Source organism: Rhodococcus sp. ARP2 (assembly GCF_001029585.1).
In the GTDB taxonomy this organism is placed as follows: Bacteria; Actinomycetota; Actinomycetes; order Mycobacteriales; family Mycobacteriaceae; genus Rhodococcus_F; species Rhodococcus_F erythropolis.
Genome location: NZ_LEKE01000056.1, coordinates 117,394 through 141,230, shown reverse-complemented (window position 1 = coordinate 141,230; position 23,837 = coordinate 117,394). Strand labels below are relative to the sequence as shown.

Here is a 23,837-nt window from a genome sequence, read left to right as displayed (position 1 = left end):
GATGCTCGCTGGAATGTCTCTCGGAACCGAACTCAAGCGGTTCTCCCGCGGCGCGATGCCCAGGATCGCACTCGTCACCATCATCTTGATGCCACTGCTGTACGGCGCAATGTACCTGTGGGCCTTCTGGAATCCGTTCGGTGAGGTCAACAAGGTCCCCGTCGCACTGGTCAACACCGACCGCGGTGCGATGGTGCAGGGTCAAGAGCTCAAGGCGGGCGACGAAGTCAGCAAAGCACTTCTCGATTCCGGTGAGCTCGATCTCCACCTGGTCTCGCAGCAGGAAGCCGAACAGGGAGTCTCGGACGGCACGTACTACTTCTCTCTCACTCTCCCCGAGAATTTCAGCGAGGCCGTTGCCTCCCCGACGTCCAAGGACCCCCACAAAGCTCAGTTGCAGTTCACCTTCAACGACGTCAACAACTACCTCGGCACCATCATCGGCCAAAACGCCGCCCAGCAGGTCCTCAGTCAAGTCAGCGACAAGATCGGCGCGCAGTCCGTCGAGACGGTCCTGGTCGGATTGACCGACGCGGGTGCAGGTTTGAAGCAGGCCGCCGACGGAGCACTCCAGCTCTCGGCCGGAGTGAACACTGCCAATGCCGGAGCCGGCGAATTGGCGTCGGGCTCGAAAACTCTGGCAGACAACATGGTTACCGCACGTGACGGTGCAGCCACTCTTGCCGGCGGTACAGCGCAACTCTCGACCGGAATCAACACCGCCACGGACGGTGTCCTCGCACTGACCGACGGTTTGGGGCAACTCGATCTCGGAGCCGTCCAACTGGGCGACGGCGCAAGCCAACTCAGTGGTGGCGTCACCCAGGTCGTCGACCAACTGAGCGTCCTCGGGAACACACAGGCAGACGTTGCACAACTGGTCGGGCAGGCGGTGGCCAGCCTTCGGCTGAACCCGGATCCTGTCAGCCAACAGATCGCCAATGCCCTCGCGCCTGCCCAGGACATGCTGCGCACTCAGGGTTTCGGTGAAGCGACCATGGGCCAACTGGGCGAACTCAAGAGCGGTGCACAACAACTCGCTTACCAACTCGACGATCCGTCGAGCACCTTCCGAGCCGGGCTGAATGCCGCGGCCAACGGCGGCGGTGAACTCCGCAACGGCCTGGTGCAGCTGCGTGACGGCGGTCAGCAAGTCAACGACGGCGCGCAAACCCTCAGCAGTGGACTGGTTCAACTCACCGACGGCAGCGTCCAACTCTCCGATGGTGCAGCCAAACTCGCCGACGGCACCGAGCAACTCCGTGCCGGGTCTGCCGAACTCGCGACCAAACTCACCGAGGGCGCCGGTCAGATTCCCAGTTGGACCGATCAGCAGCGAACCGCAACCGCTCAAACCCTCTCCAGCCCGGTCGAACTACAGGAGACCTACGAGAACCGGGCAAGCACCTTCGGTACCGGTTTTGCTCCGTTCTTCCTGCCCCTCGCGCTGTTCGTGGGCGGCATCATCACCTGGATGCTGCTCAAGCCGCTCCAGAACCGGCCCATCGCAAACGGACTCGGCGCGCTGCGAGTGGTCCTCGCCTCGTACTGGCCGGCATTGCTCATCGGCATCTGCCAGGTGATCGTGATGTACCTGGTCGTGCACTTCGCCGTCGGCCTGCACCCCACACACGCCCTCGGCACCGTCGGATTCCTGATGCTCATCACTGCCACGTATATGGCGTTGATCCAGGCATTCAACGCCATCTTCGGAGTATCCGTCGGACGCGTCATCACCCTGGCGTTCCTGATGCTGCAACTGGTTTCGGCCGGCGGCATCTATCCCGTCGAAACCACCGCGAAACCGTTCCAGATCATCCACCCCTTCGACCCGATGACCTACGCGGTGAACGGGCTACGACAACTCACCGTCGGCGGTATCGACTCGAGACTGTGGGTCTCGATCGCCGTCCTCGGCGGCCTTCTCGTCGCCTCACTCGGCGCCAGTTCACTTGCTGCACGCCGAAATCGGCAATGGACCATGGACAGGCTGCATCCGCCGATCGAAGTCTAGGTCAGGGTCTCCGGCCAAGGCTCCACGGTCAGCGCAGGCCATTCCCTGCGCCACCGTGCCGCCTTGGCCTCGTAAACCTCTCTCGGTGCAAGCACCGGGTTGGGGCGGACGATCATGTCGAAAAGATCGTCGTATCCATGCGGGGCATACACGTCCACAGTGCCGCCCGCAGACTTGGTGATCCCGAAACAGCAAGTTGTGGAAGCGAAGTGGTCGATAGCGTCGCGGCAACTGGTGAACGGAACGCCGGGAATCCCGAAATGCTGCTCGTACCACAGGTGCACGCGGGCTTCGTTGCGTACTTCGACATCGGCATCCACATCGGCGAACAGTTCTGCCGCCGAACGAATCACACGGTCCTCCGCGTCGTAGCTCAGATGGCCGGCGTCGAAATAGAAGAGGTCGTAGTCCTTGATTCCGGCGCCGAGGTCACGGCCGTCGATGTGATTCCAGACGGTTTGGAAGAGCCCACCCGCCGTCAAGTACCACTCCGGCAATCCCAGCTTCGGCGCCCGATCCACGATCGTTGCGACCACTGGATTGGCCAGGGCGATCTCGAGAAATCGTTCACGCATGCTCTTCAGCCTCTCATATGACAAGTAAACTTGACATCATGTGACAAGTATTCTTTACTTTTCCTATGACTGGAAAGGCCGGCGACAACAACGTGCGGGAGCACCGACGCCTCGCCGGCCTCACCCAGGCGCAACTGGCCACGGCAGGTCAGGTGAGCAGACAGAGCATCGTCTCCGTCGAACGCGGCGACTACGCACCGAGTGTCTACCTGGCACTTCGCCTGGCACTGGCACTGGGGACCACCGTCGAAGCGCTCTTCCCCTTACCCGAATCGGCACTCACCGCAGAAATTCCAGAGGAGACGGCATGAGCACCATGATGAAGGCAATGCGGTTCGTCGGAGATCTGGACGACGACTTCTACAAGGACGAGCGTCAGCGCGACGTCTGGAACGAAGCCTCGGCGGTGGGATTGCAGAGTGTCTTCTGGGCAGTCTTCGTCAGCTCGGCGATTCTGCCCTGGGTCGCCGGCCGAACAGGGGCGTGGATCTCGCTCGCGCTGCTGATCGTCGCGCTGTTCGGCTCGGTGGTCACGATTGTCTATGCACTTCGGCGCGACGTCGATGTCTACGTGTTGTCCAACTACAACCGTCCCCGGGTCGTGATCAGCATCGCGCTGTACCTCGTCGCCGCAGTCGGCATCATGGCGCGCCTCAAATTCGATTCGTACGAAGAATCGTCCACGTGGGTCGGCGCTCTCGTCGGCGGAATCGTCGGTGGCGGCGTCGCAATCGCGGCAGTCAAGCTTCACCAGCAGCGCGCCAAGCGACGCGAAGCGGCCGAAGAACTTCTCTGAATTCCGGAAGTCTGCCCGGCACAACGGAATCCATAGAGTTGGTAAAATCGTGCCAGGTCAACCGATCGCGAGTAACGTCGAAACGGTGAGCACTCGCCTCGGATACCAGATGCCCAACTTCAGCTACGGCGGTCCGGTCAAGGACCTCTTCCCCACCGTCATAGCGCAGGCCCGCGAAGCCGAAGCCGCAGGCTTCGACACTGCATTCGTGATGGATCACTTCTACCAACTCCCCGGAATCGGAGCGCCGGACGCCCCGATGCTCGAGGCCTACTCCGCGCTCTCCGCGCTGGCGACGGCCACCGAGACCATCCAGTTGTCTGCACTGGTCACGGGAAACACCTACCGCAATCCGCCCATGCTCGCCAAGACCGTCACCACCCTCGACGTGGTGAGCGGCGGTCGGGCCATCCTGGGAATCGGCGCCGGTTGGTTCGAGCTCGAACACAATTCGTTCGGATACGAGTTCGGAACGTTCACCGAGCGCTTCCAGAAGCTCGACGAAGCACTGCAGATCATCGCGCCGATGCTCCGCGGTGAGCGCCCCACCTTCGACGGCAAGTGGTACCACGTCAAGGACGCCATCAACGAGCCTCGCGTCCGCGACGACCTGCCGATTCTGCTCGGCGGCGGCGGTGAGAAGAAGACGTTCGGCCTCGCCGCTCGCTTCGCGGATCACCTCAACATCATCTGCGACCCCTCGGAACTGCCGCGCAAGATGGAAGCACTTGCGGCACGCTGCGACGAAGCCGGTCGCGATCCCGCAACCCTCGAGACCAGCTTCCTCACGTTCATGATGATCGACGAGGACGGCGACAAGGCTCGCGCGCATCAGCGAACGTTTCTCGCGGAGCGTGGCCTCGACATCGCCACGGCGCCGGAAGACGTGGTCGCCAAGGCCACCGAACGCCATTTCGTCGGCAGCCCGGACGACGTCGCCGAGCAGGTTCAGACGCGCATCCTCGACCACGGCATCGACGGCGTCGTGATCAACCTGATCACCAACGGCGAAGAGCCAGGCATCGTCGACCTCGCGGGCCGCACCCTCGGCCCACTCGTCGGCAAGTAGGTCCCTACTCGCACTTCACGATCGGCACCGGGTCGTACTTGACGGTCCGGGTGTTCGAGGAAATCTCGGCGCCACTCGCGTGGTCGGTGATCACGCGGGTGTCGCTGACCGTGAATCCGGGCGCACCGCTCGAAGCCACACAACCAGGCCCCTCCGGCAACGTCACGGTGTTCGGCGATGTCGGCGACGTACGCGGGCCGGTCGTCGAAGCGACATCGACGGTTTTGGTTCCCCAGATCCGAACGGTGATGTTCGACGACGTCGCAATCGTCTCGATCATCACGCCGGTCTTCGCCGGATTACGGAACTGCAAGTCGATCGCTCCATCGAAGATGGTCGCCTCACGCGCTTCGGGGTACCGCGAGATGTAGTAACTGTGCTCGGTGTGCGCGACGTCGTCCATGCCTGCGAAATACGTCGCGTTGTAGAGCGTCGTCGCGAGCTGGCTGATACCGCCGCCGACAGCCTTGTCCGGGCGACCATTGTTGATGATCCCCGACTCGACGTATCCCTGAGCCGCACCGCGCGGGCCCGTGTACTCGTTGAGCGAGAACGTATCCCCTGGCTTGATCACGGCCCCGTCGATCTCCGACGCGGCCAGGCCGATATTCACTCCAGACGCGTATTCGAAACCACCGGTGGTGAATTCGCCGATCACCTCGTTGATGCCGAGGGCATCCGCGGCTTCGGTGGTCAACGCCGGCGGGACCGGTCCGTACACGGCGGGTGTTGCCCGAGACGCCGTGCTGCCCAGCAGAACCGGAAGTTCCTTGACCGTGTCCGGCCAGTTGATCAGATCACCGACAACACCCGGCACAACCGACGGCTTACCACCGGCGAAGGTGAACGACGCGTCCTTGGGTTGTACTTCAGTCGATACCAACTGCGGAGTCAGAATCTTGATCGCAGCATCCGTGTTGTACTGCGGAGTCAGCCCACCCGAGCCGTCAGGGGTGAAGGTCAGAACCTCACCGATCTGGTCGACGCCGAGCGTCGCAACCTTGCCGTCACGGCCGTTGACCACGACATCACCCGAGGCAGCCGGAATGGCAATCTCCTGCAGTGCGCGATCGACACCGGCCTGAGTGACCGTCACCGGCACCTCGTCGACCGGAAGATCGACGACGCCACCGTCAGACCACTCCGCGGCGAACGTTGCGCCCGCCTGCTGCGTTTCGAGAGCCTGGCCGGCGGCAGGTGAAACACCCGTCGCCTTCCCACTCTCGAACACGACTGCGCCTTCGACGGGCGCACGATCGCTGTTCGCCGCAAGTTGCGACATCGAGGCATCCAACGCACCCTGGTCGACCGTCGACACCACGGGCACCTCGCGGGAGCCGAAGAACGACGTGATGCGGGTGATCGGGTTGATCGGCTGAGCGTTCACGCCCGAGAGCGTCGCCGACCAGTCGACGTCCACACCCGCAGATGCTGGAACGATCTCGGAATCGACGCCGCCGGCATGTACCGCTACCGGTTCGACGAGCCTTGGGCCGAGTTCGGCGCGCAGCGTGGCCTCTGCGTCGGCAGGCGTGAGATCACCGATGTCCACCCCGGCGACCTGGGTGCCGCGTGGTGTCTTCCCCGACGACGTGAAGATGTCCACTCCGTAGGCAATCACTGCGACCGCAAAGATGGCGCCGACTGCTATCGCCGGTTTGACCCACTTACGGGAAGACTCCGGAGCGGGCGCTTCTGGCTGTTGTTGCGGTGCTGGTGGTGCAACTGCCTCTGGTTCGCGGACAACAGGCTCGTACTGCTGCTGGATGGGTTCGAATTGCTGGGTGTCGTACTGCTGCACGAACTCGGGACGCGGCGGCTTCGGGGGAACCACCACTGCCGGGGGCTCGAACTGCTCTGTCTGCTCGTCGATGGTTTCTGTCGCCGGAGCCGAGTCGACTACTTCCGTCGGCGGTGCGTCCTCCGCTGGGACGACGGGGATGACGGTGGTGACCTCGTTTGCCGATTCGTCGATGGCCGGTTCGACGATTGTGGGCTCGACGATTGTCGGCTCGTCTACTGCTTCGTCGACTGTCGCTTCTGTGGAATCGATTGCTTCTTCGTCGACAGGCCTTGGTGCTTCGGCTGGTTCAGGTTCTACTGATTCAGCCTCGACAACCGCCTCGGTGTCCTCAGGGGTCTTGGGGTCCTCGACCGACTCGGTCTCGTCGACCGCCTGAGGTTCCTCGACCGACTCGAGTTCCTGTTCCGGGAGGGACGAGTCCTCGCTGTTCGTCTTCTCGACGGACGGACCCTCTTCGTCACTCACCTGTTGGCTCCTCGCTGCATCAACCGTCGCTGCGGCGCTCACCGACAACTCAATACAGGATATCCGGACATACGAGAGCCCCGCGCTGCTGCCAGGTCGGGGGTCAGGCAGCAACACGGGGCTGTCATGAATATCGGTAGCTATTCTGCAGCGTTACACGCCTGCGCGAAAAAGTTTGCAAAGAGTTCGGGGATCCGGCCACCCCTCGTGGCCGGATCCCCGATTACGCATCCCCTCGCGACGATCACTGCAGGTGAGCGCAGTTTTCAGTCGCGTGGGGAGATTGTGGAGCGGTTACCGCTCGATGATCGCCGTGACACCCTGGCCACCGGCCGCACAGATCGAGATCAGACCGCGGCCCGAACCCTTCTCCGCGAGCATCTTTGCGAGGGAAGCCACAATACGTCCGCCGGTTGCCGCGAACGGGTGACCTGCAGCCAAGGACGATCCGTTGACATTGAGCTTGCTTCGGTCGATCGATCCCAACGCGCCGTCGAGGCCGAGGCGTTCCTTGCAGTACTCGTCGGACTCGAAGGCCTGCAGGGTTGCCAGAACCACCGAAGCGAAGGCTTCGTGGATCTCGTAGTAATCGAAGTCCTGCAAGGTCAGACCGTTGCGGGCCAGCAAACGCGGAATCGCGTACGTGGGAGCCATGAGCAAACCGTCTTTGCCGTGGACGTAGTCGACGGCAGCGGTTTCGGAATCGACGAGGTGCGCCAGAACCGGAAGATTGCGCTCGGCTGCCCACTCGTCGGTGGAGAGGAGGACTGCAGAAGCGCCGTCGGTGAGCGGCGTCGAGTTGCCTGCCGTCATCGTCGCGTCGCCGAGCTTGGTACCGAAGACAGGCTTGAGCGTCGACAGCTTCTCGACGGTCGAACCGGGACGGAGGTTGTCGTCGCGGGTCAGGCCGAGGAACGGGGTGACGAGGTCGTCGAAGAAACCGCGGTCGTAGGCAGCCGCCATGTTCTTGTGGCTGGCAGCGGCAAGTTCGTCCTGGTCCTCGCGCTTGATGCCGAATTCCTTGGCGGTGATCGCAGCGTGGTCACCCATCGACTTGCCGGTGCGAGGCTCGCCGTTGCGTGGAATTTCGAGGCCGAGCATGCCCGCACGCACGTTGCCGAGCAGCTTGATGCGGTCGCCCGTGGACTTCGCACGGTTTAGGGAAAGCAGGAACTCGCGCGCCTGATCGTTGACGCCGATCGGGGCGTCGGACGTGGTGTCCGTGCCGCCGCCGATGCCCGAATCGATGCGGCCGGCCGAAATGGCGTCGCCGACGGCGATGATCGACTGCAGTCCCGTGCCACACGCCTGCTGAAGGTCGTACGCCGACGTGTACGGGCTCAGCGCGCTGCCGAGAACGGACTCGCGAATGAGATTGAAATCACGGCTGTGCTTGAGCACCGCACCGCCGACGACCATGCCGAGCTTCTCGCCCTGCAGATTGAATCGGCTCACCAGACCGTCGAGCGTCGCAGTGAACATGTCCTGGTTGGACGCCTGTGCGTACGCCTTGTCCGAGCGTGCGAACGGAATGCGATTTCCGCCGACGATCGCAACCGGACGGCGCTGACCTGCGGACTTCGCAGCGGCTGCGGCCGGTGCGGTGCGCGGTGCGGCGGGCTTTGCGTTTGAACGGGCTTTGCTTGTCACTTGCGTCTCCAAGGATGGTGCGATTACCTGTTGAAGACTATTCTTACTCAGTAGTAAGTTACTTGTCTATCGCCGCATTCTTCCGATTGCCCGGTGAGAGACAACCCGAAACACAACAGAAGGTAGGACCGTGGCAGCCAGCAAGGGAGCTCCCGACCTCTATTCACAGTTCCTCTCGTCCGCCCCCGGCGCATTCATCGCGTCGAAGGCCGGCCTGCCCAGGCCCGAGAACCTGCGTCGCTACAAAGCAGGGGAACCCGCACTCGCCGGACCTGTCCTCATCGGCGGCAAGGGTCGGCTCGCAGAACCACTTCGCGTACTGCTCTCCGACTACCCGGCCGCTCAGGCACACGACAGCAGCTTCGGCGGACTCGTGTTCGACGCCACCGGAATCACTCAGGTCAGCGAGCTCGAGCAGCTGTTCGAGTTCTTCCAGCCCGTGATCCGCAACCTCGCACCGTCGGCTCGCGTCGTCGTTCTCGGCACGACGCCGGAAGAAACGTCGAGCGTCGACGAGCATGTCGCGCAGCGCGCGCTCGAAGGCTTCACCCGCAGCGTCGGCAAGGAGATCAAGCGCGGCTCCACCGCTCAGCTGGTCTACGTCTCCCCCAAGGCGTCCACCGGACTGTCCGGCGTGGAATCGACTCTGCGCTTTCTCCTTTCGGCAAAGTCCGCCTTCGTCGACGGCCAGGTCATCGTCGTCGGCGCTGAAGATTCCGTCGCGCCCGCAAGCTGGGACAAGCCGCTCGAAGGCAAGGTTGCCGTCGTCACCGGCGCAGCCCGCGGTATCGGCGCCACCATCGCCGAGGTCCTGGCACGCGACGGCGCACACGTGGTCTGCGCTGACATCCCGGCCGCCGGCGAAGCACTGTCCGAGACCGCAAACAAGGTCGGCGGCACGTCCCTCGCCCTCGACGTCACGGCGGCCGACGCAGCCGAGGTCCTCGCAGCTCACCTCCTCGAGCGTCACGGCGGAGCCGACATCATCGTCCACAACGCCGGCATCACCCGCGACAAGACCCTCGCCAACATGGACGAGGGCCGCTGGAACATGGTCATGAACGTCAATCTTCTTGCACCGCAGAAGATCACCGAGCACCTCGTCGAGAAGGGCGCCCTCAAGGAAGGCGGCCGCGTCGTCGACGTCTCCTCCATCGCCGGCATCGCGGGCAACCGCGGCCAGACCAACTACGGCACCTCCAAGGCCGGCGTCATCGGCCTCGTACACGCCGAAGCTCCCGTCCTGGCGAAGAAGAACATCACCATCAACGCCGTCGCACCGGGCTTCATCGAGACCGCCATGACCGCAGCCATCCCCTTCGCCACCCGAGAAGCCGGCCGCCGCATGAGCTCGCTCCTGCAGGGCGGCGAGACCGTCGACGTCGCCGAGACCGTCGCATACTTCGCGAGCCCGGCCTCCAATGCCGTTACGGGACAGGTCGTTCGCGTCTGCGGCCAGAGCCTCCTGGGCGCATGATGGCAACAAAGACCGTCGCGCTCACCGAGCAGCCGAAGACCATCGACATCTACTCCCGGGCGGTACTGGGATTGTTGCCGTGGAACAAGTCCAACTCGCGCTCGGTGCCACAGCAGACCTTCACCCTCACCGGACTGAAGGTCGACACCGACAATCTGGCGGCGTACTGCCGCGTGACCGGACTGCGATTCGGCGACACTCTGCCGATCACGTATCCCTTCACCTTGGCCTTCCCGACCGTGATGAAGCTGATGGTGTCGAAGGACTTCCCCTTCGCCGCCGTCGGCTCCGTTCACGCCGAGAACGTCATCGAATCGCTGCGGCCCATCTCCGTCAGCGAACCGCTTGACCTCTCGGTGCATGCCGAGAACCTGCGTGAGCACCGCAAGGGCCTGCTGATCGACGTGATCACCGAAATTCGGGTGGGACGGGAACTGGTCTGGCGACAGACCTCGAGCTTCCTGAACCAGCAGAAGACCTCCCTGTCCGGCCAGCCAGGTCCGGAGCCCAAGGCCGACGAGGTCCCGCCGATGCCGATGAGCACCATCCGCGTCGACCAGACCACGATCAGCAAGTACGCCGCCGTCTCCGGCGACCGCAATCCGATTCACGTCTCGTCTCTGGGCGCCAAGGCTTTCGGTTTCCCGAAGACCATTGCTCACGGAATGTGGAGTGCCGCGGCAGTTCTGCGGACCGTCGAGGGGTCCGTCGCGGACAAGGTCACCTACAGCGTGCGTTTCGGCAAGCCGATTCTGCTACCGGCGACGCTGAATGCCTACGCTGATCGCACCGACGACGGCTGGGATCTGTCGCTGCGTCACCCGAAGAAGGGTTACCCGCACGTCACGGCGACGCTGCGCTGACCTGAGTTTTGTCGGGTTTCGACCCACCCCAATTGAGCGAACGTACCTTTCGGCGCCTTGGATGCGCTGAAAGGTACGTTCGCTCAGATTGGTTTGGGGGCTATTCGGACTTCTTCTTGCCCGACAGACCGCGCCACGCGAGGGATTCGAGTAGATCCGCTGCGGCATCCACTTCGATTTCCCCACCCGCGACCCGGTCGGCTACCGCCTCACCGGCGCCGACGAGCGCGATGGCGATGATCCCGTAATCGTGCGCGGCATCAGGATCCTTGGTGCTGGACTCGAGCAGATGCGCAGTCAACTCGATCAACCGATCGCGGCTGGACTGCACGGTGCCCGCAAAAGCCTGCTGCCCGACGGCCTGACGGTAGAGCACCATCCACGACTTGCGGTTTGCACCCACGAACCCGAGGAAGCCCTCGAGAGCGGCTCGCAATTGTTCACGCGGAGTCAGGTTCGGCGCGCCGGCCGGGGCGAGCGCTTCGAGGAAGCGGAGCCCTTCACGATGAATGCACGCCGCGAACAGCTCTTCCTTCGAGCCGTAGTACAGGTACAGCATCGGCTTCGAGATCTCGGCTTTGGCTGCGATGGTGTCCATCGAAGTTTCGTGAAACCCCCTGTCGGAGAACACGTCCACAGCCGCGTCGAGCATCTGCTGCTCACGCACTGCGCGTGGCAGTCGCTTGGTACCGCCGGCCATGCTTCCTCCAACCACAGGGTAAATGTCGATCTTACTCTACGGTAAGATTGTGCGTCGAATCCTGACTTCGACTCAGCAGGTCACGGCACCTTTGGCAGTGGCAACTGTGACCACGGCCTGATCGACCCGCGCCTGCGGAAGCTCACCGGACGCGACGGCCTGCTCGAGATGGTCGAGCACCCGCGGAACGTCGTCGGTTGTCAGCCACAATGCCTGATCGACTCCAGCCACCAGCGCAGCCTGAACCGCGTCGGCAATATCGTATCGGTCGGTGATCGCCTGCATTCCGCTGAGGTCGTCGGTGAATACCGGGCCGGTGAACGGCGCTGCGCCGTAACCCACTCCGTCGCGAAGCAACGCGACGGCGGCGGGGCTGATGCTGGCAGGGGTACCGGGCTCGGTCAGACCGGGAACCTCGAGGTGACCCATCATGACGCCGACTCCGGTTCCCGACAGCTCCCGGAAGGGAATCAGGTCCGACGCGATCAGATCCTGCAAGGGCGGCGTTGTCACCTCACCCCGGTGCGAGTCACCCGACGCGCTGCCATGCCCGGGAAAGTGCTTGATCACCGGGAAGATTCCGGCATCGCGCATACCCTGCGCGTACGCACCGGCGTAGGCAACCACGGTCTGGGGGTCGTCGGAGTACGAGCGGTCCCCGATCACGGAGTCGTCGGGTTGGCTGCTGACGTCGACGTCGGGGGCGTAGTTGACGGTGATCCCGAGATCCTTCAACCCACGTCCACGCTCGAGTGCCATCTGGTACGTCTGTTCCACTGTCATGGTCTGCGCCGTTTCCCTGGCCGACGGATCGGGCCCGAGGATGTCCGCGACGCGGGAAACTCGTCCACCTTCTTCGTCGATCGTCACCATCAACGGCAACTTCGACGCCGAAGCAACCTGCGGCACTTCGCGATTGGTGAGCATCGACTGATCGGTCCAACTTCCGACGAAGATGCCGCCGATCTCCTCGTTCTGCACTATCGACAACGCGTCGTCGGTCCCGGTGACGCCGACGTTGAGCAGCTGGGCAAGTTTCTGACGCAGAGACAGTGAAGCCAGAAGGTCACTACCGCACGACGCGGCGACGGGCGCGGAGCTGGATGCCGCAGGCGTCGACGTGATCTCGGAGGTGGTGCTGGTCGGGGCGCTCGAAACCGGATCGGCGGTCCCGTTCTCGCCCGAGCATCCCGCAACCAACCCTCCGCATAAAGCAATGGTCGTCGCAGCCTTCAGAAACTTGATCCGCATACCTCGACCGTAACGGACCCGGTACCCATACACTCCCTCACGGGCACATCGGGACGGTAGCCTGGAAGAGAACCGATTCCCCCGCTGACGAGGAGGTCGTGATGCCACAAGGTCTGATGCTCATCGCGTACGACGGTTCCGACAACGCCAAGCGTGCAGTCGACTATGCGGGGCGTTTCCTCTCCGCCAATCGTGCTGTTCTCGTCACTGCCTGGGAGCCGATGGTTCGCCAGGCCGCTCGCATGTCCGGCCTGTCCGGGGTGATGCAACCGGAGTGGGTTCCCGACGACGACGTCGAGGACATCGCGTACACCGACGCCAAAGTCACCCTCGCCGAGGGCGTCGCACTGGCCGAGGCCGCAGGCCTGACCGTCGAAGGCAGAAGCGCCGAGTGCCGATCCGCGATCTGGTCTGCAATCTGCGAAACCGCAGACGAATTGGACGTCGACATCATCGTGACCGGCACCCGTGGCACTACGGGTTTGCGGTCGCTACTGCAGAGCAGCGTCGCGGATCATGTTCTGCGTCACAGTCATCGGCCGGTGTTGATCGTCCCTCCGGGGAAGTGACCTTCGCGCATTCCTGATCCGTGGCCGACTAGTGTCGAAGCCACCATGGACGGTTTTGTTCTCTCGCGCCCCGATCACAGCGTGGTCACCCGCGGCGTACGACGCAGCTTCGACAGCTCCGACGCGGCCACCCACGCTCTGTCGGCAGGTACGACAAAGCTGATCGTCGGAGCGCTCCCCTTCGACCCGGCTGCCGCAACGGCGTTGTACGAACCTGCCGAGGCGACGATCACGTCGCGGCCGTGGCAACCGCGCGATCCCCAGGCCCTGCCCACGACCCGGGTTGACCGGGAGATCCCGTCGTCGTCGGAGCATCTTCGTCGGGTGGAAAAGTTGATCGGACGCCTCCGCAGCGGCGAGATCGACAAGGTTGTCGCGGCTCGCACTGTGGAACTTCGGACGCAGACCCCGATCTCCCCGACCGCGCTCGCCGCACGCATGGCGGCGCTCAATCCCGTCGCCAACACCTTTGCCGTCGACCTCTCTGCTGCGGGAGCCGAATTCGAGGGCCACAGCCTGGTCGGCGCGACGCCCGAAGTATTGGTCAGTCGACGCGGGCGCGTCGTGACATGTCGCCCGTTGGCCGGCACCACCAAGCGATCCGCCCACGCCGATCAAGACCGCAAGGCAGGCGAAAGCCTTCTGCATTCGACGAAGAATCTGGCCGAGCACGCCTTCGTGACGGCGTGGATCCGCGAGGTCCTGCAACCGATGTGCAGCGATCTGTCGGTGCCGGCAACTCCCGAACTGACCAATACTCACGAGGTCTGGCACTTGGCCAGCCCGATCCGCGGCACGCTGCGAAACGACACCACTGCGCTCGACCTCGCCATCGCTCTGCATCCGACGCCCGCGCTGTGCGGAACACCCACCGACGCGGCGCTGAAAGTCATCCGCGAGACCGAGGAGCCTCGCCGTTTCTACGGCGGCGCCGTGGGATGGTGCGACGAGGCCGGTGACGGCGATTGGGTGGTTGCCATCCGCTGCGCCGAGATCAGTGCAGACGGCCGCAACGCCTGGGCCAGCGCGGGTGGTGGAATTGTCGCCGAATCGGATCCGCAGGACGAACTCGACGAGACATCTACGAAACTGCGCACTCTGTTGACCGCGCTCGGTGCCGAAACCCTCGACTGACCAGCACGTCACGAGGGTAATCGTCCGGATTCTCGAGTGCAGGTGATACCTTGACCCGAGCAGTTCGTACGGGCCGGTAAGTCCGTCCGACCGCGAACGACCGACTAACGACCAATTGGGAGATCCGCGATGACGAAGTTCCTTGTCCCCGGTGTGGCCAGCGCTGTCATCGGTGCCGTTCTGGGTGCCGGCGTCATCTTCGGTGTCACGGCCGCCGCGTCGGACAACACTCGTCCCGAGATCGACCGCAGCGGAAACGCAGATTCTTCCGTGCTGAACCAGGTTGAGTACGGCAGCCGCTGAGAGCGCAGGCCTCGCGAGTTCCCGTTCTTCCGCCGACGCAGCGGTGTCTTCGGTAGACACCGCCCCGTCGGCAGAGCCCCTGTCGAAGCGGTGGCTGTTCGGCGCCTCCGTCGTAGCGTTTCTTCTCACTTTTCTGCAATCGCCGGGTCTGATCACCGCTGACACCAAGTACGACCTGACGCAGAATCCGTTCGGTTTTCTCGAACGCGCGTCGCATCAGTGGAGTAGTCAGGCCCCGCTCGGCCAGGTTCAGAACCAGGCCTACGGATATTTCTTTCCGCACGGGCCGTTCTTCGCGCTCGGAGAGTTGGCGAACGTTCCGCCGTGGATCACCCAGCGCATCTGGTGGGCGCTGCTCCTGATCGCGGGTTTCTGGGGCATCATCCGAGTTGCCGAGGCTCTCGGTATCGGCAGCCGTAGTTCGCGCGTCATCGCAGCGGTTGCCTTTGTTCTTTCTCCCCGCGTGCTGACCACGCTCGGTTCGATTTCCTCGGAAACCCTGCCGATGATGTTGGCGCCGTGGGTGTTGTTGCCGGTGATTTTGGCCTTCGGCCCTGTGCGTGGAAAAGGAGTCCCTGGACTCCCTAACCACTCACGGGGGTTGAGGCGGTTAGCCGCACAATCCGCGCTTGCCGTCGCGCTCATGGGTTCGATCAATGCCGTCGCCACTGCCGCGGCCTGCCTGGTCGCGATCATCTGGTGGCTCTCGCACAAACCCAACCGAACATGGCTGACGTTCACCGCGTGGTGGGCGCTGTTCGTCGCTCTCGGCACACTCTGGTGGATCGTGCCGCTGCTTCTGCTCGGCAAGATCAGCCCACCGTTCCTCGACTACATCGAGTCCGCCGGTGTCACCACGCAGTGGGCGTCGCTGGCCGAGATACTTCGCGGCACGGACAGTTGGACCCCGTTCGTCTCCCCCGAACGCATTGCCGGCGCCGTCCTGGTCACCCAGCCCGCAGCAGTTGTCGCCACAGGTCTGGTTGCCGCCGCCGGCCTCGCCGGGCTCTGCATGCGGTCCATGCCTGCTCGCGGCCGGCTGACGCTCATCCTGTTCGTCGGGATCACCGGCCTGGCCGCGGGATACGTTGGTGAACTCAGCTCACCGGTGTCGGAGTCGGTACGCCTGTTCCTCGACTCGGCGGGCGCGCCGCTGCGCAACGTCCACAAGCTCGAGCCGTTGGTCCGTCTGCCGCTGGTGCTCGGACTCGCACACCTGCTGGCCAAAGTGCCACTACCGGGATCGGTTCCACTCGCCCGATGGCGCCGCGCGTTCGCCCATCCCGAGCGCGAACCGATGGTCGCACTGACCAGCCTGATCCTCGTTGCCCTCACCCTCTCCACCGCCTTGGCCTGGACGGGAAAGCTCGCTCCTCGCGGTGCGTATCCGGACGTTCCCTCGTACTGGAACGAAGCAGCGCAGTGGCTCGAGGACAACACCTCCCCCGGGTCGGAAGCCGAACGTGCCCTCGTCGTCCCGGGAGCGCCCTTCGGCAGCCAAGTCTGGGGTCTGACGCGTGACGAACCGCTTCAGGCTTTGGCGAGTACGCCGTGGGCGGTGCGTGACTCGGTCCCGCTGACCCCTCCCGGCGCAATCCGAGCGCTCGATTCCGTGCAACGTCTCATCGCCGACGGACGTCCGTCGGACGGCCTCGCACAGACCTTGCTTGGGCAGGGCATCCACTACCTGGTGATGCGCAACGACCTCGACGGCGAAACGTCGCGATCGGCCAGGCCGATACTCGTGCACCAGGCGGTCGAAGGCTCGCCGGGGATCGAGCGAGTCGCCCACTTCGGTGAAGACGACAGCCCCGAACAGATCGAAGGGCTGGTCGCGGACAACGATCTGCGTCCCGGTTACCCGGCCATCGAAATCTTCGAGGTCACCCCGCCCGACGGCACCCCGGCGGTCAGTGGCCCGTACTCCGTCGACCTGAACCAGGTTCCGCGTGTACAAGGTGGGCCGGAATCGTCTGTACGACTTCACGAAAGCGGGCTGGTTCCGGGGACCGGGCCGATGATTCTCGCCGCCGACGCCGAAGCTGCGGGACTGCCCGTCGATTCTGTCACCGTCACCGACACACCGCGCGATCGAGAAACCGATTTCGGTCAGGTCGACAACCACAGTTCCGCCCTGCGCACCCCCGACGACGCTCGTCGTACCTACAATCTGGTGCCCGACTACCCGGTTGCGAACACGCCTCTCGTGGAAGGCCGTTGGAGCGGAGCTTCGATCACCGTTTCCAGCGCCGCCTCCGACGCCACCCAGCTGGGCGGCACTTCACCGTCGAGCAGTCCCGCGTCGACGGTCGACGGCGATCCGGCCACCGGCTGGTTCAGCAACGGCATCGAGCGCGCACTGGGCCAGTGGTTGCAGATCGACTTCGACACACCGATTTCCAGTGGGTTGCTTCATCTGACCACCAGTGCCGCGGCAATCGGAGCTCCCGTCAAATGGCTCGAGGTCTCGACACCGAACGGCAGCACGGCGGTGAAGGTGGAGCGTCCCGGTGAGCCCATCACCGTCTCGATCCCGGGCGGCAACACGCCGTGGGTACGCGTCACAGCGACTCACACCGAAAACGGATCTCCTGGAACACAGTTCGGCATCAGCGAACTCTCCGTCGAAGACTTCTCCGATCGCAGCGCGCCGAAGACCGTACCGATCCGTTTCGACACAGTCCTGCCGAGCACGCCGACGGGCGCATCTGTGAACGCGTGGAACCTGAGCCAGGAGTTCCCCGGCCGCAACGCCTGCGCCGACTCGACGGACCGCGTGCGGTGCAGCAATGCATTCATGGCGATACCCGAAGAGCCGAGCCGCTTCCAGCGCACGCTCACGGTGCCCGAAAACACAGTCGTTGCACCGACACTGACTGTCCGAGCGCGTCAGGGCAACGCCCTCGAAGATCTGCTTTCCGTCCCCGGCCGAATCACGGCTTCGGGTTCGAGCGACATCGGCGACACACGCGGATCTGCCTTCGCTGCCACCGACGGCGACGCACGCACCACGTGGTCGGCGCCGCAGAGCACCACAGAACCGGGCGGCCCGAAACCGACGCTGACTCTCAATCTTCCCGAGCCCACCCTGGTCACCGGCCTGGACATCACCCGGGGACTTGGCACTCTGCCGTCGCTGCCGACCAGTGTCGCGGTGAATCTCGGCAACGGGCCGCAGGTGCGAGAGCTGCCCGAACCCTCGGACGACACGCCTCGAACCAGTCGAGTTACCCTCGCCCCCTTCGTCACCGACAAGATCGTCCTGAGCATCACCGCTTGGGAACCGGTCCTCGATCGGACGGCGCTCGGCTTCGCCCAGGCGCAGCCCACCGGCCTCGCCGAGGTCGGCGTCGTCGGTGCCGACGGAACCCCGATCGCCGGTTCCGGAGTGCAGGGCGCAGAATCATTCGACAACCGCACCGTCACCGTCACCTGTGGCGACGGCCCGACCATTTCGGTTGCCGGACAGCAATTCCCCACCTCGATCACGGCGACGGCGACGCAACTTCGGACCGGCGCACCCGTCGAGGCACGTGTGTGCGGTCTGGACGCTTCGGCGACTTTGCCGGCGGGACAGCCTGAAGTGGTCGTCGAACCAGGCCCCGCATTCTCGGTCGACAATCTCGATCTGACGGCGGTCGGTCCTTCAGCCGCGCAACGGAATACACCGCTCGAATCGACCGCGTGGACGGCGAATCACCGCGAACTCACCGTCACGAGCTCGTCCGCCGATCAGCTGATCGTCAATCCCGAGAGCACCAGCATCGGTTGGATCGCCACGGCGCCGGACGGTTCCGAGCTGACGCCGGTGGTCGTGAACGGTTGGCAGCAGGGCTGGATCGTGCCGGCAGGCACCGCGGGAACCGTCACCATCGACTTCCCCAGCGACCGTTGGTACCGCCTCGGCATCTTCGGCGGGCTCGTGTTGCTGATCCCGCTGTTGTTCGCGGCTCTTGTCCCCACTCGCCGAGAGTCCAAGCCCCTCACACCACCCCGACCGTGGCGCAGCGTCGCGGCAGGATGGGTGGGCGTGCTCGCGGCGGCCACCGTCATCGGCGGCGGAGTGGGAGCGGCGATCGCAGTTGTGTGCTCGATCCTCGGACTTGCCGCGCTGCGAATCTTCGGCCCGGCTCGGACCGCACGCATTCTCGTCGGCACCGCCGGCGTGGCCGCGATGATCGGCATCACGCTGCTCTCGACCGGACCGTGGCGGGCGCCGGGCGGCTATGTGGGCGACTCGTTCGCGATTCAGTTCTCGATGTTGGTGGCCTTGGTCGTGACCGGGTTGGCCGCGTTGCCCTTTGCCGGTTCACCGATGTGGCGGCGCTTCTCCCACCGCGTGACCGCGACGCGCGCCGGTTCCTCTACCAAGGCGTAACTGGCCGAGGCCACAGCGACGCTCAGGACGACCGTGAGGGCCAGGACGTAGAAGAAGCTGCCCGAGAACGGAACTATGCCGAATACGGGGAACACAGCGTTCAGTACAGCCAGGTGCCAGATGAACAGGCCGTAGGACCAGCGTCCTATTGCCAGCGCCAAAGGACTGGCCAGGAAAAGATGCTGCGATTGATCGCGCAGAACCAGTGGCGCGATCAACGAGAAGCTGATGATCGCACCGAGTGCAATCTTGATCGCGTACTGCCACGGCTCAGGCCGCACCAGACCTTCGGGCCCGGCCAGATCGGTGCACGAAAGAACGAAGGCGATAAAGGCAATCAGGGTCAGGAGTACCCGACGGTGCGCGAGGCGGTGCACCCATGTCGACGGGCCCACTGCCAGCTCGGCCAGCACCATGCCGGCGCCGAACCACGGCAGGTAGCCCGGCAACCAGTTGTCGTGGTGGATAGCGTCTGGTGTCGGAATCGGAATGAATGCCCACGTCAAGGCCAAGACCGACACCCCGAGCAGAAGCGGCAGCCGGAACCGGACCGAGTTTCCTCGTAGTCGGACCATCAGATACGCGAAAAGCGGCAGCAGAACATAGAACGCCACCTCGACCGACAGGCTCCACATCTGCGTGAGGCCCTCGGTGAGTGTCAACGGCACGAAGACCTGCGCCAACCCGAGATTCGCCAACCACACTTGGTAGCCCCCGCCGGCACCGGGCAGGAACAGCAGGATCAGGACCACTGCCACCCAGTACGCCGGCAGAATGCGCGTCGCGCGGGAGATCCAGTACCGGACGGTCGACTGCGGCTGCCCGATTCCGCGAGCCTTTGCCGCGTGGGGGCGCCACAGCAGAAATCCGGACAAGGCAAAGAACACCGCTACGGCGAGATCGAGTCGACCGAACGCGCGCCCGATCGCACCGGACTGCGCTTCACCGGTCTGGAACGCGACATGGGTGACGAGGACGCCGAGCGCGGCCAATCCACGCATACCGTCCAAAGCCGGAACGAAGCCCCGAGCCTGTGGCGGGACCGTCTGAGAGGAATTCGTGGAACTGATCATCACGGATAAGTGTGCACCCCAGGCCGATTGAGGGAAACCACCAGGGACTCACAACAAAATGCCTGGCCAATTCATGCCCTCATGCGACAAACCGGGCCGGTGGACTGTTAGTGTTCTGCCACACATGGTGTCCATCGGGGGCCCCATGCGATCTGCGCAGCTCATATTGTGCCGGTTGGGGAACCTCGAAAGACTTAACGGGTTAGGAGTCACAGCATGGCGGAACGCTCAGGGCCGAGCCGGATACTTCCTTGCATTCTGGTGGGCCTCGGTGCCTTCCTTTTGGCCATCGCCATCCTCATTCCTACCTACACGGTAGGCAAGCTGGAGAAGACGCCACTCGACCTCGAGGTGACCACCGTCGCCACAGGCACCGGTAGCGTCCTCAACTCGGCGGCCCTCCTCGGCGGAAAGGCACAGGTCGACACCAACGTGCCGATCGTCGCTCAGCGCTACGTCACCACGCAGGACCCGTCCGATGCCGACATCATCACCGTCGAAGCCGGCCAGACGGTCCGTCGTACCGACAAGCAGGGCGATACCGGACTGCTGACCGCAACCCTGGACCGCGTCACGCTCGATCGCGTCAGCTCGATGCCGACCAACGATCCGGTCGGAACCGTCCAGACGTCCAGCGACCAGCCCGCCGAAGAAGTTTCCCGCGACGGTCTGCAGTACAAGTTCCCGTTCAACACGGAACAGAAGAGCTACCCCTACTTCGACTTGAACGCTCGCGCCACGAAGGACATCGACTTCGTCGAAGAGACCGAGATCAACGGTCTGAAGGTGTACCACTTCCAGCAGACGATCGATCCCGTCGACCTGTCGAAGGTCGTCAACTCCCCCACCAACAAGCTGAGCCTTCCCGCTGACACCTGGGGCGTTCCCGGCGGCGCAACCCCGATCACGATGACGCGTTGGTACACCAACGTCCGTGATCTGTGGGTCGAGCCCAAGACCGGTGTCGTCGTCAAGGGCCAGGAGCAGTTGCACCAGTACTACGGCCGCAACAAGGATGCCGTCGACGTCGAGGTTCTCAAGGTCACGCTGCCCTTCGACGAGGCGACCATCGAGTACCAGGTCCAGCAGGCGCGTGACGGCATGGACAAGCTCTCGCTGTTCGGCCGCACCGTCCCGATCGTGGCAGGTGTCCTCGGAGTCATCGCGCTGATCGCCGGTATCTTCCTCGGCCTTCGCGGCGGCAAGGGCGGAACTCCGGCCCGCGCTGCACACGGCGGAACGAACCAGAATCCCAGCGGCCAGGGTTCGCCCGAGCCGGCTCCGGGTGAGCACGACTGGACCTCGGACGACACTCAGGTGATCCCGCGTCCGGATCTGCGCAAGGACTGATTCAGGCAGTAAGCAGAGCGCCCCTTCCACACGGAAGGGGCGCTCTGCTGCATTTCGGGACTTTGTTGCCGGATCGGCGTACGGATTGGCGCAACGGGTCGTTCCCTCCGCGTGGTCGCGGGCTTAGCGTTTTCTGGAAGTCCAGACCACCCCGAACACGAGGAGCCACATGCCCGCATCAACAGTTCTGGGTTCGCACATCTGTGTCAGCGATCTGACACGTCGGAGATTTGTTGTCGGCAGTGCTGCATTCTCCGGGCTGTTCGCCGCCGGTTGCGCAAGGTCCGCCGGTACCGAGGGCGATGCGTCCGGGATGCGCACGGTCACGACCTCGCTCGGAACCTACGACATTCCGGTGACACCGAAGCGCGTCGTCGCCATCGACTCCCGACTCGACCTCGAACCAGCCGTTGCGATGGGCCTGCCGGTCATCGCGTACAGCTTCGACGCCGCCGAGCCGTGGGTTCCAGCCGATCCCACGGCGCAGGTGTTCGAGGCACCGGTCAACGTCGAGGCAATTCTCGCGCTGGAACCGGACCTGATCATCTGCACCGACATCGGTGAGGCCTCCGACATGTGGCCGCTGCAGCAGTTGAGCCAGACAGCGCCTGTGCTTCCGATGGACTTCACCCGTCCGTGGCGCGAGAACATCGATCAGTTGGCGAGTTGGCTGAATCGCACCGAGAACCCCGGAGTCCGTCAGGTCATCGGAGCGTACGAGGACAAGGCAGCCGGATTGAAGGAACGCCACGCCCGGAGTTTGGCGAGCAAGCAGATCGTGCTGCTGAACTACGTGAATCAGAAGGTCAACGGCGTCAACCGCAAGGGCATCTCCACGCAGGTGGCCGAAGACCTCGGCGTCCAACTCCAGTGGCCCGTCGAGGGACAGAAGGAGATCTCCACCGAAAACCTGGTGACTTCCCTCGACTCGGCCGACGGAATGATCGTCACCACCGCGCCCGGCGTGGATCCCGTCACCGACGACCGCGCGATGTGGAACCGTATCCGCGCAGTACAAGGCGACAACGTCGTCTACACGGGTGGGAACATCAACTACGGATCCGTCTACACCGCGATGCGTACGCTCGACTACTTCGACGATTTGTTCACGCGTCTGGAGAACTGACGTCGCTGTGAGGTGCCGGCCGGGCGCGGTCGGCACTTCGCACTGCGGCGACGGACACCGCCAAGGCCGTCGTCGACGCCACCACCACGGCGACGCCGATCAACTCTCCCGGCGTCTTCGCCCACACCAGCATGACCGTCGCCTCCACAACCAGTCCTGCCCACGCCAGAAGGGCCACTCGCGTGCGTTCTGACGCGATTGCGGACAGCAAAGCACCCTGGAGTACCGCCAGCGCTGCACCGTGCAGGGCGAAGGCCCACAGCATCGGAGCCACGGCGGCGTACGCGTCGCCCACGAGCATCGGCACCAGCGGGCCGGCAACCGCCGCCCCCAGAACCAACACGGCGCCGATACCGACGAGCACCGCCAACGCCGAGCGAACCGCTTGCGCCGAGTGCGCCGGATTCGCCATCTTCGGGTACAGCACGACGCCCACTGCCTGTGGCAGCCAGAACGCCACCTTCGTCGCGACGGCGCCGAGTGCGTAGACACCGGCGTCGTACTCGCTGAGGACGACGCGGACGATCAGCAGGTCCAGCGAAGACAACGCGATCAGCGCGAGCTGGACCTGTGACGCCGCGAGCACGGAGACGACGCCGATCCGCACCGCACGGTCCTCGCTCACCGAGACGGTTCGGTCGACCACTCGGACTATCGCCACCAGCAACGCAGTTCCGGCCGCGCCCGCGACCAATGCCGCGCCTGCCCCGCCGCCGAAAGCCAGAACGATTACTGCCGGAAGGACTTTCATCACCCCGGCTCCGGCCAGCACGGCGCTGAGAGTGCCGAATCGACCGTGACCCTGCAACAACCCCTGCTCCGTTGCCAGTAGAACCAACATGGGCGCGGTCACCAATGCCGAGAACGACGCCACGATTCCGGTGTCGAGCAGCCACGCCATCGCCGGAGCGAGCGCAACCGCGAGGACGGCGACGATCGCGGTGCATCGATACCCCAACGACCGCAACGCATCTGTGCTCTTGCCACGCACCGCCTCGCGGGCGACCACCGTCTGCAACGCCAAAGCCGGAACCGCAAGTACCAACTGGGCGGCAAGCAGACTCGCGAACTCGCCGTAGCCGACCGGACCCAACCATCGGCTGGCCAACCATGCCAACAGGTACGACGCGACATTGGCCGTCATCGATCCCACCAAAACCATGCCGACCCCGGCCGCGGCGGCGCGATCGAGTGGTTGGCGAGGCATGGCAGTAATGATGCACCACGTATCGTGCGCGTC

The 23,837-nt window shown here is 64.2% G+C and carries 18 protein-coding genes and 1 pseudogene; 12 read left to right on the top strand and 7 right to left on the bottom strand.

Annotated elements, in window-relative coordinates; genetic code table 11:
* Nucleotide 1 precedes the first annotated feature (1 nt).
* Complete coding sequence (locus tag ABX74_RS15170) at nucleotides 2-2,014, top strand: YhgE/Pip domain-containing protein (RefSeq protein ID WP_020906436.1); 2,013 nt, start codon at nucleotides 2-4, stop codon at nucleotides 2,012-2,014.
* Here ABX74_RS15170 and ABX74_RS15165 read toward each other — a convergent pair.
* The gene (locus ABX74_RS15165) at nucleotides 2,011-2,589 is read right to left on the bottom strand and encodes a nucleotidyltransferase family protein (protein ID WP_020906435.1); all 579 of its coding nucleotides are present in this window, start codon (nucleotides 2,587-2,589) and stop codon (nucleotides 2,011-2,013) included. The two genes, ABX74_RS15170 and ABX74_RS15165, sit on opposite strands and share 4 nt — an antisense overlap.
* A 65-nt stretch (nucleotides 2,590-2,654) precedes the next feature.
* Between ABX74_RS15165 and ABX74_RS15160 the strand changes: the two genes are divergently transcribed.
* The 3 genes from ABX74_RS15160 to ABX74_RS15150 all read left to right on the top strand — a co-directional run bounded on the left by ABX74_RS15160 (nucleotide 2,655) and on the right by ABX74_RS15150 (nucleotide 4,454).
* Nucleotides 2,655-2,900 carry a helix-turn-helix transcriptional regulator gene (locus ABX74_RS15160; protein ID WP_019747144.1) on the top strand — a complete coding sequence of 82 codons (246 nt, stop codon included), beginning with the start codon at nucleotides 2,655-2,657 and terminating at the stop codon, nucleotides 2,898-2,900.
* On the top strand, nucleotides 2,897-3,385 hold the full coding sequence (locus ABX74_RS15155; RefSeq protein ID WP_019747143.1) for a hypothetical protein: 489 nt from the start codon (nucleotides 2,897-2,899) through the stop codon (nucleotides 3,383-3,385). The genes ABX74_RS15160 and ABX74_RS15155 overlap by 4 nt, the downstream gene beginning before the upstream one ends.
* 85 nt (nucleotides 3,386-3,470) lie before the next feature.
* Nucleotides 3,471-4,454, top strand: a complete 984-nt coding sequence (locus ABX74_RS15150; RefSeq protein WP_189637337.1) for an LLM class F420-dependent oxidoreductase — start codon at nucleotides 3,471-3,473, stop codon at nucleotides 4,452-4,454.
* Nucleotides 4,455-4,458: 4 nt separating this feature from the next.
* Here ABX74_RS15150 and ABX74_RS15145 read toward each other — a convergent pair whose 3' ends face one another.
* Nucleotides 4,459-6,723 (bottom strand): VanW family protein, encoded by a 2,265-nt coding sequence (locus ABX74_RS15145; protein WP_047889141.1) that lies wholly within the window; start codon nucleotides 6,721-6,723, stop codon nucleotides 4,459-4,461.
* A 294-nt stretch (nucleotides 6,724-7,017) separates the two neighbouring features.
* Complete coding sequence (locus ABX74_RS15140) at nucleotides 7,018-8,373, bottom strand: acetyl-CoA C-acetyltransferase (RefSeq protein WP_019747140.1); 1,356 nt, start codon at nucleotides 8,371-8,373, stop codon at nucleotides 7,018-7,020.
* A 130-nt stretch (nucleotides 8,374-8,503) separates the two neighbouring features.
* On the opposite strand from ABX74_RS15140, the gene ABX74_RS15135 reads away from it, so the two are divergent.
* Together ABX74_RS15135 and ABX74_RS15130 are read left to right on the top strand one after the other, a co-directional pair.
* Nucleotides 8,504-9,850, top strand: coding sequence for a 3-oxoacyl-ACP reductase (locus tag ABX74_RS15135; protein WP_003945596.1), 1,347 nt, complete (start codon nucleotides 8,504-8,506; stop codon nucleotides 9,848-9,850).
* Entirely contained in the window at nucleotides 9,850-10,713 is an 864-nt protein-coding gene (locus ABX74_RS15130; protein ID WP_042950937.1) for a MaoC/PaaZ C-terminal domain-containing protein, read from the top strand. The genes ABX74_RS15135 and ABX74_RS15130 overlap by 1 nt, the downstream gene beginning before the upstream one ends.
* Before the next feature lie 100 nt (nucleotides 10,714-10,813).
* Here the strand turns inward: ABX74_RS15130 and ABX74_RS15125 are convergent, their stop codons facing one another.
* On the bottom strand, nucleotides 10,814-11,413 hold the full coding sequence (locus ABX74_RS15125) for a TetR/AcrR family transcriptional regulator (RefSeq protein ID WP_003945885.1): 600 nt from the start codon (nucleotides 11,411-11,413) through the stop codon (nucleotides 10,814-10,816).
* A gap of 72 nt (nucleotides 11,414-11,485) precedes the next feature.
* Nucleotides 11,486-12,664 (bottom strand): glycoside hydrolase family 3 N-terminal domain-containing protein, encoded by a 1,179-nt coding sequence (locus ABX74_RS15120; RefSeq protein ID WP_019747138.1) that lies wholly within the window; start codon nucleotides 12,662-12,664, stop codon nucleotides 11,486-11,488.
* 101 nt (nucleotides 12,665-12,765) lie between these two features.
* Here ABX74_RS15120 and ABX74_RS15115 point away from each other — a divergent pair, with 101 nt between their 5' ends.
* The 4 genes from ABX74_RS15115 to ABX74_RS30840 all read left to right on the top strand — a co-directional run bounded on the left by ABX74_RS15115 (nucleotide 12,766) and on the right by ABX74_RS30840 (nucleotide 19,048).
* Nucleotides 12,766-13,233 (top strand): universal stress protein, encoded by a 468-nt coding sequence (locus ABX74_RS15115; RefSeq protein ID WP_003945900.1) that lies wholly within the window; start codon nucleotides 12,766-12,768, stop codon nucleotides 13,231-13,233.
* 45 nt (nucleotides 13,234-13,278) lie between these two features.
* Complete coding sequence (locus tag ABX74_RS15110) at nucleotides 13,279-14,367, top strand: isochorismate synthase MenF (protein ID WP_047889140.1); 1,089 nt, start codon at nucleotides 13,279-13,281, stop codon at nucleotides 14,365-14,367.
* 129 nt (nucleotides 14,368-14,496) lie between these two features.
* Nucleotides 14,497-14,670 carry a DUF2613 domain-containing protein gene (locus ABX74_RS29925; protein ID WP_003945488.1) on the top strand — a complete coding sequence of 58 codons (174 nt, stop codon included), beginning with the start codon at nucleotides 14,497-14,499 and terminating at the stop codon, nucleotides 14,668-14,670.
* 43 nt (nucleotides 14,671-14,713) lie between these two features.
* Nucleotides 14,714-19,048: an alpha-(1->3)-arabinofuranosyltransferase gene (locus tag ABX74_RS30840; protein WP_047889139.1), complete on the top strand. Its 4,335-nt coding sequence runs from the start codon at nucleotides 14,714-14,716 to the stop codon at nucleotides 19,046-19,048.
* A gap of 23 nt (nucleotides 19,049-19,071) precedes the next feature.
* Here the strand turns inward: ABX74_RS30840 and ABX74_RS29920 are convergent.
* Nucleotides 19,072-20,121, bottom strand: a pseudogene (locus tag ABX74_RS29920) (acyltransferase family protein); the annotation flags it as partial.
* 216 nt (nucleotides 20,122-20,337) lie between these two features.
* On the opposite strand from ABX74_RS29920, the gene ABX74_RS15100 reads away from it, so the two are divergent.
* The gene (locus tag ABX74_RS15100; protein ID WP_019747133.1) at nucleotides 20,338-21,471 is read left to right on the top strand and encodes a DUF3068 domain-containing protein; all 1,134 of its coding nucleotides are present in this window, start codon (nucleotides 20,338-20,340) and stop codon (nucleotides 21,469-21,471) included.
* Between the two features lie 169 nt (nucleotides 21,472-21,640).
* Nucleotides 21,641-22,597: an ABC transporter substrate-binding protein gene (locus ABX74_RS15095; RefSeq protein ID WP_047889138.1), complete on the top strand. Its 957-nt coding sequence runs from the start codon at nucleotides 21,641-21,643 to the stop codon at nucleotides 22,595-22,597.
* On the opposite strand, the gene ABX74_RS15090 is transcribed toward ABX74_RS15095, so the two are convergent.
* On the bottom strand, nucleotides 22,578-23,804 hold the full coding sequence (locus tag ABX74_RS15090) for a lipopolysaccharide biosynthesis protein (RefSeq protein ID WP_031331334.1): 1,227 nt from the start codon (nucleotides 23,802-23,804) through the stop codon (nucleotides 22,578-22,580). The two genes, ABX74_RS15095 and ABX74_RS15090, sit on opposite strands and share 20 nt — an antisense overlap.
* Between the last annotated feature and the right edge of the window lie 33 nt (nucleotides 23,805-23,837).

What these genes read in the sequence shown, in the direction of transcription:
- ABX74_RS15170 (WP_020906436.1), top strand. Translation starts at nt 2, where the DNA reads ATGCTCGCTGGAATGTCTCTCGGAACCGAACTCAAGCGGTTCTCCCGC.
- ABX74_RS15165 (WP_020906435.1), bottom strand. Translation starts at nt 2,589, where the DNA reads ATGCGTGAACGATTTCTCGAGATCGCCCTGGCCAATCCAGTGGTCGCA.
- ABX74_RS15160 (WP_019747144.1), top strand. Translation starts at nt 2,655, where the DNA reads ATGACTGGAAAGGCCGGCGACAACAACGTGCGGGAGCACCGACGCCTC.
- ABX74_RS15155 (WP_019747143.1), top strand. Translation starts at nt 2,897, where the DNA reads ATGAGCACCATGATGAAGGCAATGCGGTTCGTCGGAGATCTGGACGAC.
- ABX74_RS15130 (WP_042950937.1), top strand. Translation starts at nt 9,850, where the DNA reads ATGGCAACAAAGACCGTCGCGCTCACCGAGCAGCCGAAGACCATCGAC.
- ABX74_RS15125 (WP_003945885.1), bottom strand. Translation starts at nt 11,413, where the DNA reads ATGGCCGGCGGTACCAAGCGACTGCCACGCGCAGTGCGTGAGCAGCAG.
- ABX74_RS15120 (WP_019747138.1), bottom strand. Translation starts at nt 12,664, where the DNA reads ATGCGGATCAAGTTTCTGAAGGCTGCGACGACCATTGCTTTATGCGGA.
- ABX74_RS15115 (WP_003945900.1), top strand. Translation starts at nt 12,766, where the DNA reads ATGCCACAAGGTCTGATGCTCATCGCGTACGACGGTTCCGACAACGCC.
- ABX74_RS15110 (WP_047889140.1), top strand. Translation starts at nt 13,279, where the DNA reads ATGGACGGTTTTGTTCTCTCGCGCCCCGATCACAGCGTGGTCACCCGC.
- ABX74_RS29925 (WP_003945488.1), top strand. Translation starts at nt 14,497, where the DNA reads ATGACGAAGTTCCTTGTCCCCGGTGTGGCCAGCGCTGTCATCGGTGCC.
- ABX74_RS15100 (WP_019747133.1), top strand. Translation starts at nt 20,338, where the DNA reads ATGGCGGAACGCTCAGGGCCGAGCCGGATACTTCCTTGCATTCTGGTG.
- ABX74_RS15095 (WP_047889138.1), top strand. Translation starts at nt 21,641, where the DNA reads ATGCCCGCATCAACAGTTCTGGGTTCGCACATCTGTGTCAGCGATCTG.
- ABX74_RS15090 (WP_031331334.1), bottom strand. Translation starts at nt 23,804, where the DNA reads ATGCCTCGCCAACCACTCGATCGCGCCGCCGCGGCCGGGGTCGGCATG.